Origin of the sequence: Kitasatospora sp. MY 5-36 (assembly GCF_001182915.1) — a bacterium.
Lineage (GTDB): Bacteria > Actinomycetota > Actinomycetes > Streptomycetales > Streptomycetaceae > Kitasatospora.
Window position 1 is genome coordinate 18928 of sequence record NZ_LFVW01000088.1, and the last position, 9958, is coordinate 28885.

The window sequence follows — 9958 nt, forward strand, 5'->3', positions numbered from 1 at the left end:
GGGCAGTTGGGGCACCAGGCTCCGCTGCGGGTGAACGCCGGTACACGGTGGGTGAGGGGGACAGGGTGTCCCCCTCACCCAGGAGTCGTCACCGTACGATTTCGTTGCGTCACTCAGAGTGGTGCGGGTGTTGTCCGCAGGGAGGGGAGCCCGGTCCACGGACTGGCGTCCCGTGTGCGGCCGTCGGCACCACCACCGATCCTCGCCCCCTGGGAGGACCGGTCCGAACGAGAACGAGGGAGCGCCACCATGTCCGTCCTGACCGACCGACTGCCCACCCTGAGCATGGGCATCGACACCGAGCCGTCCGGCCCGCTCGCCACCCGACCGTTCGGGCTCGACGCCGTCACCAACCCCGTGACCGTCATGCCGCTGCCCCCCGTCACCGTCGACCCGCACACGCAGCTGTCCCTGATCGACGGCCGCGTGGCCCTGGACATGCCGACCATGGAAGGGTCGGGGTGCCAGACCGAGAGCGACGGCCAGACCGTGATCAGCGTCGACTTCGACCAGAACGACGACTGATGACCCACGGCACTGGGAGTACGCGGGGCGTCCCGCCCCGCGTGCTCGTCATCACCCAGGATCTCGACCCCACCGCCGACTACGTCCTGCGTGAGCTCAACGCCCGAGGCGTTCCGTTCTGGCGCACCGATGTGGCGGACTTCCCGCAGCGCATCACCATGCGTGCCGAGCTGGGGCCCGACGGTGCGTGGGGCGGCACCGTCGTCGGGCCCCTGCGAGGGATCGACCTGTCCGAGCTCACCTCCGTGTGGTGGCGCAAGCCCACCACGTTCCGATTTCCCGACAGCATGTCCGGCCCGGAACAGCGGTTCGCCGCAGGGCAGGCGAAGCGCGGGTTCGCCGGCGTCCTCGGCTCCCTGCCGCAGGTGTTGTGGGTCAACCGTCCCGAGCGCAACGCCGACTGTACGAAGCCCGCACAGCTCACCGCCGCCGCGGAGTCCGGCCTGCAGGTCCCGGCGACCTTGGTGACCAACGACCCCGCCGCGGTGCGGGACTTCGCGGACCGGTGCCGGGGCAGGATCGTCACGAAGGTGCTCGGCGGGATCGTCCACACCGAGAACGGGCAGCGCGGGCAGATCTACACCACCCGCGTTCCCGCCGACCGGTGGGACGACCCGCGGGTGGCCCTCACCGCGCACCTGTACCAGCAGGAGATCACCGACAAGGCCTACGAAGTCCGCGTGACCTGCGTGGCCGGCCGACTGTTCCCCGTCAGGATCGACGCCCCGGACGGCCCCGGGCGGCTCGACTGGCGCACCGACTCCAAGCGCCTCGCATACTCCCCGATCTGCCTCCCCGCGCCCATCCGGACGGGCATCCTGGACATGCTGTGGCGCCTCGGACTCGTCTATGCCGCCGTCGACCTGATCGTGGACCAGGTCGGAACGCACTGGCTGGTCGACGTGAATCCGGGTGGGCAGTGGGCGTGGATCGACTGCACCCGCGATGCCATCACCACCGCCTTGGCCGACCTGCTCCAGAAGGGCACCTTGTGACCACCACCGCCGAGCCGACTGCCGACGCCCTGCGTGCCGCACTGGTCGACGCGCTCACCGCCGACGGCTCCCTGGCCGACCCCGCGTGGCAGCGCGCGTTCCGCGACGTCCCCCGCCACTTGTTCGTGCCGTACTTCTACCGGCAGGGCCCCGACGGCCGGCAGCAGCGGATTGCCGGCGACGACCCCGACCACGCCGCCGGGTGGCTGCGGGCCGTCTACGCGAACCGGCCCCTCGTCACCCACCTGATCGGCGGGAACGCCGCGTCGTCGTCCACACAACCGTCGCTGATGGCCGCGATGCTGCAGGCGCTCGGCGACGATGTCGACGGCCCGGTGAAGGAGATCGGTACCGGCACCGGTTACAACGCCGCACTGCTCGCCCACCGCTACGGCTCCGATCGGGTCGTGACCGTCGACGTCGACCCGGACGTGACGGCCGAGGCCCGGCGCCGGCTCGACTCGACGCCCTATCGGCCGACCGTGGTCACCGCCGACGGGGCCACCCTCACCGGTGCGGGTGGCCCGTTCGGCGCGATCATCGCCACCTGCGGGCTCGACCACATTCCGACGACGTGGCTGCAGGCGCTCGCGGGGTGCGGTGTGATCGTCGCTCCGCTCGGCGCGGGCGTCGTCCGCGCGAAGAAGACGGGTACCACCGAGGCCGGCGGCCGGTTCCTGCCGACCGGCGCCTACTTCATTCCGTTGCGCACGGTCGGGGGCCGCGGCGTCATCCGCCGCCCGGCCCTGCCCACTGTCGGCGCACGCCCGTCGGAACTCGGCCCCGACGTCGTCGTGGACGAGCACTTCCGGTTCCTGGTGAGCATCGCCCTCGGCCCGCTCGGATGGAACTACGACCTGAACGACGGTCGGCCGGTCGGCGCCTGCCTGTGGGACGGCGCGGGATCGATCGCAGAGCTGCGGCCCGACGGCTCCGTGGCCGAGACCGGGCCGCGCCTCCTGTGGTCCGAGCTCGAAGCAGCCCACCGCCTGTACGCCGCGAACGGCCGCCCGGCCCGCGAGCGTTACGGGTTCAGCATCACCAGCAGCGGGCAGCGGGTGTGGCTCGACCGGCCCGACGGACCGTACTGGCCGCTGAACCCGGGGTGCTGACTGGCGTCCCCGAATGCCCGGAGGCCCCGGTGGGCGGTACGCCGCCCACCGGGGCCTCCGGGCCCGTCCGGTCACCCGAGCGGGACCTCCAACTGCCGGGCCAGGTCCTCGACCAGGATGTCCAGCCAGCCCTGGACGGTGCCCGGGTCGAACAGGTCGGCGTCGTACTCGACCTGCCCGAGGTAGCCGTCGGTGTCCGGGGTGAGCGAGAACGCGCAGTCGGCGCGGGCGGAGTGGCCGGGGATGTCCTCGATCTCGGCGGTCAGGCCGGGGAGGTCGAGGCCGATCGGCGGGGTGCTCTGGACGGCGAGCACGACCTGCGGGTAGCCGACGGGCATGGGGACACCGCGCTCCCGCAGCGGTTCGACCAGCAGGCCGAACGGCATCAGGGAGTGGTCGAGGGCGGAGGCGATCGCCTCGGCGGCGTGGTCCACCAGGGCCCCGAAGCCGCTCTCGCTCCGGGTGGGCACCAGGATCGGCATGCTGCTGGTGAGCAGGCCGACCACCCGTTCGTCGGCCGGCCGCCTGCGGTTGGCGTTGGAGAGCAGGATCAGCGTCTCCGACGCGCCGCTGAGCGAGCCGAGCAGCCGGGCGAACGCGGCGACGACGACGGCCGAGGCGGTGGTGGACCGGGCGGCGGCGTAGCGCCCGACCGCCTCGGCCACCGCCGCCGGGACCCGGAACTCGGCCGTCTCGCCGAGCCCGGAGCGCTGTTCGGGACGCGGCCGGTCGGTGGGCAGGTCCGCCGCGAGCGAGGCGCCGCCGAGGACCTCGGCCCAGTGGTCGGCGGCCGCCGCCATGGAGGCCCGGTTGACCACCGTCCGCTCCCAGCAGGCGTGGTCGGTCATCCGGCCGGCCTCCCCGGGCAGCGGCCCGCCCGTACGGTAGAGCGCGCTCAGGTCGGCCAGCACGGTGGCCAGCGACCAGCCGTCCACCGCGATGTGGTGGATGGTCAGCAGCAGCACCCACTCCTCCGCCGCCGGGCGCAGCAGCCGGGCGCGCAGCAGCGGGGGCGCGGTCAGGTCGAAGGGGCGGGCGACCTCGGCCTCCAGGGCCGCGGCGAGGGCCGCGTCCCGTTCGGCGGGTGCGAGCCCGCGCAGGTCGTCGACCGGGACGTCCAGCGGGGTGTTCGGCAGCACCTGCTGGAGCCCCCCGAGCTCGGTCTCCAGGAACCGGGTCCGCAGGCTCTCGTGCCGCTCGGTCACCGCCGTCAGCGCGGCGGCCAGCCGCTCGGGCTCCAGCGGCCCGCGCAGGGTGATCCGGTGGGTGATGTTCCACACCGCCGGATCGGCCGCCGCGCGGTGGGCCTTGCGCAGCCGCCACTGGGTCACCCCGGCGGGGGCGGCGGACAGCGCCGCCCCGTCGCCGGTCAAGGTGGTCAGCAGCCGGTCGCGGTGGGCCCGGACGAGGCCGGTGACCTCCTCGTCCATCGCCCCCGCGGGGGCCAGGTAGCCGAGCTTCTCACCGGTGGTGCGCAGCACGATCTCGCGCTCGTCGAGCAGCTTGAGGAGCCGCGCCCACCCTTCTTCCGTCTCCTCCGTCGTGCTCACAGGGTGCCCTCCTCGAAGGCCGGGGCCGGGGCCTGCTCGGCGGCGGGCTGGTGGGCGGCCATCGCGCGGATGGTCGGGCGGCGGAAGAAGTCCAGCACGCCGATCCGCACGCCGGTCTCCTCGCGGACCCGGTTCAGCAGCCGGGTGGCGGCCAGGGAGTGCCCGCCGAGGTCGAAGAAGGAGGTCTCCACCCCGGCGGGGCGGCCGAGCTCCTCCTCCCAGAGCTGTTGCAGGGTGCGCTCCAGCCCGGTGGCCGGGGCGGCCTGCGGCTCGTCCGCGCCGAGCGGGCGCGGCTCGGGCAGGGCGGCGGTGTCCAGCTTGCCGTGCGGGGTGAACGGCAGGGTGTCGACGGTGGCCCAGAGGCTCGGGACCATGTAGTCGGGCAGCAGGTCGGCCAGGCGGTCGGCGATCCCGGGCAGGTCGGCGGCCGCGCATCCGACGTACCCGGCGAGCACGGTGCCCGCCGGGGTACGGCGTGCCGTCACGGCGGCGGCGTGCACGCCGGGCAGGCCCAGCAGCACGGTCTCGATCTCGCCCGGCTCGACCCGGTAGCCGCGCACCTTGACCTGGCGGTCGGCCCGGCCGAGGTACTCCAGGTGGCCGTCCGGGCGCCAGCGGCCGAGGTCGCCGGTGCGGTAGCTCCGGCCGTCGGGGGTGTCGGTGAAGACGGCGGCGCTCTCCTCGTCGCGGCCGATGTAGCCGATGCCGACCTGGACGCCGAGGGCGTGGATCTCGCCGACCGCGCCGGGCGGCACCCGGCGTCCGGAGGCGTCGAGCAGCACGATCCGGCTGCCCGGGGTCGGGCGGCCGATCGACGCGTACTCCGGGCCGTCCGGTTCGATCTCACCGGCCGTCAGCGCGTGGGTCTCGGTGGGGCCGTAGTGGTTGACCAGCCGGCAGCCGGGGTTGCGGCCCAGGAAGGCCCGCAGCCCGGGGGTGAGCAGCACCTGCTCGCCGCCCGAGATCAGCTCCCGCAGGTGCGGCACCGGCTCCTCGCCGAGCGCGTCGGCCAGTGCGGCCAGCGGGGTGTACGGCAGGTGGACCCGTTCGGCCCGGGTGGCCCGGACGACGGCGGCCAGCGCCGTCACGTCGTAGCGGGTCTCCTCCTCGATCAGCAGCAGGGTGCCGCCGCCGGCCAGCGTGGTGAGGATCTCCTGGACGCTGACGTCGAACCCGCAGGAGGCGTACTGGAGGGTGCGGGCCGCGGGGTGGTCGGCGACGTTCCAGGCCACGAAGTGGGCCAGGGCCAGCGAGTGCATCAGCACGCCCTTGGGGCGGCCGGTGGACCCGGAGGTGTACAGCAGGTACGCGGGCGCCTGCGCCGAGGGGGCGGGCAGCGGGGGCAGCGCGGCGGGGTCGGCGTCGGCCGGGGCGGTGCCGGTGAGCACCGTCGGCACGGTCAGGCCGAGCTCCTTCGGGGCGTCGTCCGTGGTGGTGAGCAGGACGACCGGCGCGCTGTCCTGGACGATCAGCCGGCAGCGCTCGGGGCCCTGGAGGACGTCGACCGGGACGTGGACGGCGCCAAGGCGCAGGATGGCGAGCAGCCCGGCCACCAGGTCCACCGAGCGGGGGAGCAGCACGCCCACCCGGCTGCCCTCGCGGACGCCGGCCGCGAGCAGCCGGCCGGCCAGGTCCTCGGAGCGGGCCAGCAGCGTCCGGTAGTCCGTCTCGCTGCCGTCGGCGGCGACCACCGCGGTCTGTTCGGGCCGCTCGGCCGCGGTCGCGGCGATGGTGGCCAGCGGGTGCTCGGGGTCCTGGACGGCGGCCGGCCCGCACTCCAGGGCGGTGTCGGCGGGCGCCACGGCCAGTTCGGCGAGCGGGCGCTCCGGGTCGGCGACCGCGGCCGTGAGCAGCCGCTCGAAGGCGCCGAGCAGCCGGTCGACGGTGGCCCGGTCGAACAGGGTGTCGGCGTACTCCACGTGGCAGCGGATGCCGTCGGGCAGGCTGGTCAGGAAGAGCGTCAGGTCGAAGGCGGCGCGGTCGGCGACGTGGTCCAGCGGACGGGCCGTCACCCCGGGCAGGTCCAGCTCGAAGACCATGTGGTTCTCGAACTCGACCATGACCTGGAACAGCGGGTTGCGGCTGGTGTCGCGCTGCGGGTTCAGCTCCTGCACCAGCACCTCGAAGGGCAGCTGCTGGTGTTCGTAGGCGTCCAGCGCGGTGGACCGGACCCGGCCCAGCGCCTCGGCGAAGGCCGGCTCGCCGGACAGGTCCAGGCGCAGCGCCAGCGTGTTGACGAAGAACCCGACCAGGTCCTCGGTGCCCTCGGCCCGGTTGGCCACCGGGGTGCCCAGCACGATCTCGTCCTGGCCGGCGTAGCGCTGCAGGACGCCGGCGAAGCCGGTCAGCAGCACCATGAACAGGGTCGAGCGCTTGGACCGGGCCAACTCCCGCAGGCCGTCTGAGAGTTCGGCGGGCAGGTGGTGGACGAAGGAGCGGCCGCGACCGTCCGGCACCGCGGGGCGCGGCCGGTCGGTGGGCAGGGCCAGCACCGGCAGGTCGCCGCCGCCGAACACCTTGCGCCAGTGGGCCAGGCTCTCGTCGTACTCGCCCTCGGCGACCCGGGCCCGCTCCCGGGCGGCCTCGGCCGCCGGGCCGGTGGTCAGCACCGGCAGGTGGGCGGCCCGGCCCTCCTGGGCGGCCAGGTACAGCTCGCCCAGCTCGCGGGTGATCACCACGGTGGACAGGGTGTCGATCACGATGTGGTGCATCGACAGGACCAGCACGTGCCGCTCGGCCGCCTGCTCCAGCAGCAGGGCCCGGAACAGCGGGCCCTCGGCCAGGTCGAAGCGGTGCGCGCCCTCGGCGGCGACCAGGTCGGCGACGGCGTCCTCGGCGGCCGGGTCGGCCGTGATCCGCTGAAGGACCGGGCCGGCGGGCGGCGCCAGCACCTGCTGGAACGGTTCGCCGTCCTGCTCCCGGAAGACGGTGCGCAGCGCCACGTGGCGTTCGACCAGCCGGCGCAGCGCGGTGTCCAGCGCCTGGGGGTCGAGCGGGCCGTCCAGGGCGATCGCCTTGACCTCGTTGTACTGGCCGCCGTCGGGCAGCATCCGGTGCAGGAACCACATCCGCTGCTGGGCGTACGACAGTTGGGCGCCGCGCAGGGTGTCCCGGCGCAGGACGTCGAGCTGCGGCAGCCCGGTCGCCACCAGCTCGGGGGAGAGCCCGAAGTCCACGAAGGCGGCGATCTCGTCGGCGCCGGCCGCCCGCAGCTCGGACAGCACCCCCTGGACGCTCTCCGGCGTGCCGATCAGCGCGCGGGAGGCGCAGTACCGCTCGTACGCGCGCTCCAGCACGTACTCCAGGTCCTCCTCGCGGGCGTTCGCGAAGTCCAGGGTCAGGCCCAGGCTGTTGGCCATCTGCCCGAACAGCGAGAGCGAGGAGCGCAGGTAGTGGCAGAACGGCCGGTAGGCCTGCTCACGCGCGGTGGCCAGGTCGGTGCCCAGGTAGGTGTGCACCAGCACGACCACCCGGCCGGCCTCGGGGTCGAGGCCGTGCTCGGCGCGGGTGCGCCGGTAGACCGCGATGTTCTCGGCCAGCTGGGCGACGTCCTGGGTCATCAGGTTGGTGATGACGCCGAGGTCGTGCCGGGCCGCCTCGCGGAAGCTGTCCGGGTTGCCGACGATCGCGGTGAACATCGGCGGCAGGTCCTGCAGCGGGCGCGGGTGGAGGGTCACCTCGATCGGCTCACCGTTGCCGTTGCGGCCCTGGTACGGCTCGCCGCGCCACAGCGCCCGGACGGTGTCGATCTGCCGGTGCATCAGCTCCTTGTGGCTGCCGTAGCGCTCGGGGAAGAACAGGAAGTCGTTGGGGTGCCAGCCGCTCGCGCAGCCCAGGCCGACCCGGCCGCCGGACAGGTTGTCGACCACCGACCACTCCTCGGCCACCCGCACCGGGTGGTGCAGCGGCAGCACGGCGCAGCCCGCGTTCAGCCGGATCCGGCTGGTCTCCCGGGCCAGGGCGGCGGCCAGCACCGACGGGTTGGGGAAGATGCCGCCGAAGGAGTGGAAGTGGCGCTCCGGCAGCCAGACGGAGTGGAAGTCGTGCCGGTCGGCGAAGCGGGCGCTCTCCAGGACGATGCGGTACTTCTCGTCGTCCGGGGAGTCCAGCGGGTAGTCGCCGAAGAAGTAGAGGCTGAAGTCCACCGGCCGCTGCGGGTCGCTGACCGGCTCGTACGGGAGGGCCGGGGTGGGGGCGCCGCCCACGGTCTCGGCGGGCACGGTCGCGGTGGGCGCCGGGAGTTCGGCGGCCGGCCGCGGGGCCGGCAGGCGGACGCCGGGCGAGGCCGGGAAGAAGCCGCCGCGCCGCAGGTCGCGCAGCGACTCGCGGACCGCGTCGGCCACGAACTCCAGGTCGCCGTCGGTGTGGGCGGTGGAGAGGAAGAAGTTGCGCCACTCCCACACGTAGACCCCGCGGGTCAGCAGGTGCGGGAAGAGCAGCTCCATGTCGGCCCGGGGCTCGAACCGGAAGAGCGAGCCGAAGTGGGCCAGCCGCAGCGGGAACTCCTCCTCCTCGAAGAAGGTGTTCAGGGTGGTGGCCAGCTCGTCGGTGCGGGCGTTCAGCCGCTCCTGGAGGCCGGGGCCGGCCGCCTTGAGGTGGCGCAGCACCGCGCCCGCGGCGGTCATCGCCAGCGGGTGCTGGATGTAGGTGCCGCCGAAGAAGGTGGTGTCCTTGGGAGGGTAGCTGTCGTCCCCGTAGTCCCAGTGGCCGCCGTCGATCCCGTCCATGATGTCGGCCCGTCCGGCGATCGCGCCGATCGGGTAGCCGCCGCCCAGCACCTTGCCGTAGGTGGACATGTCCGGGGTGACGCCCCAGAAGCCCTCGGCGCCGCGCAGGTGCGGGCGGAAGCCGGTGAGCATCTGGTCGAAGACCAGCACGATGCCGAGCCGGGTGGTCAGTTCGCGCAGCGAGCGGACGAAGTCGACGGGCTGGCGGCCGGGGTGGCGGCTCTGCACCGGCTCGACCAGGACGGCGGCGATCCGGTCGCCGTGTTCCTCGATGACCTTGAGGCTCTCCGGGTCGCCGTACCGCAGCACCAGCAGGTCGGCGACCGCGCTGCCCGGGATGCCGATGGACACCGGGACGGTCTCCCGGTCGGCGCCGCGGCCCAGCGTCCGGCCCAGGGTCTGGTCGGAGTGGCCGTGGTAGGAGCCCTCGAACATGACGATCTTGTCCCGGCCGGTGTGCGCGCGGGCCAGCCGGATCGCCCCGGCGTTCGCCTCGGTGCCGGAGTTGGCGAAGGCGACCCGCTCGGTGCCCGTCAGCTCGGCCAGCAGCTCGGCGGCCTCGCCGGTCTCCGGGCCGCGCGGGCCCAGCCGCAGGCCCGAGGACAGGTGCTCGCGGACGGCCTCGGAGACGAACTCCGGGTCGTGGCCGAAGAGCAGGACGCCGAAGCCCATGGTGATGTCGACGTACGGGTTGCCGTCGACGTCCTCCAGCCGGGAGCCCCGGGCCCGGCGGGCGGCCAGCGGGTAGAGCATCTCCTTGGTGCCGGAGCGGAAGCCGACCACGGCGCGGCTGTCCGCCAGGGTGCGGCGGTGGCGGCGGGTGATCGCCTTGGAGGCGGTGGTGCGGGCGGTGAAGCGGGCGACCAGCTCGTCCACGTGGGCGCGCTGCTGGTCGGTCAGGCCGCCGGCGGCCATGCCGGACTCGCGGGAGACCGTCACCCGGGGGCCGTGCACCTGCGGGGCGGCCGGGGCCGGGCTCTCGGTGGCGGGTGCCTCGGCGACGGCGGCGGGAGCGACGGCAGCGGGTGCGGCGGCGGGCGTCGGGACCT

Annotated in this window: 5 protein-coding genes; 3 read left to right on the plus strand and 2 right to left on the minus strand. The window is 74.1% G+C overall.

Annotation, left to right across the window (positions count from 1 at the left end; translation table 11 throughout):
• Window positions 1-249 precede the first annotated feature (249 nt).
• From tgmA to AE652_RS07285, 3 genes are read left to right on the plus strand one after another with little or no spacing between them, the layout of a single operon-like run.
• Window positions 250-525, plus strand: a complete 276-nt coding sequence (gene tgmA, locus AE652_RS07275; protein ID WP_049650348.1) for a putative ATP-grasp-modified RiPP — start codon at window positions 250-252, stop codon at window positions 523-525.
• The gene (locus AE652_RS07280) at window positions 525-1520 is read left to right on the plus strand and encodes an MvdC/MvdD family ATP grasp protein (RefSeq protein WP_063780089.1); all 996 of its coding nucleotides are present in this window, start codon (window positions 525-527) and stop codon (window positions 1518-1520) included. Before tgmA ends, AE652_RS07280 begins: the two co-directional genes overlap by 1 nt.
• Complete coding sequence (locus tag AE652_RS07285; protein ID WP_049650350.1) at window positions 1517-2632, plus strand: methyltransferase domain-containing protein; 1116 nt, start codon at window positions 1517-1519, stop codon at window positions 2630-2632. Before AE652_RS07280 ends, AE652_RS07285 begins: the two co-directional genes overlap by 4 nt.
• Before the next feature lie 71 nt (window positions 2633-2703).
• Here the strand turns inward: AE652_RS07285 and AE652_RS07290 are convergent, their stop codons facing one another.
• Window positions 2704-4182 (minus strand): condensation domain-containing protein, encoded by a 1479-nt coding sequence (locus AE652_RS07290; RefSeq protein WP_049650351.1) that lies wholly within the window; start codon window positions 4180-4182, stop codon window positions 2704-2706.
• Window positions 4179-9848: a non-ribosomal peptide synthetase gene (locus AE652_RS07295; RefSeq protein ID WP_234348266.1), complete on the minus strand. Its 5670-nt coding sequence runs from the start codon at window positions 9846-9848 to the stop codon at window positions 4179-4181. The genes AE652_RS07290 and AE652_RS07295 overlap by 4 nt, the downstream gene beginning before the upstream one ends.
• Window positions 9849-9958 lie beyond the last annotated feature (110 nt).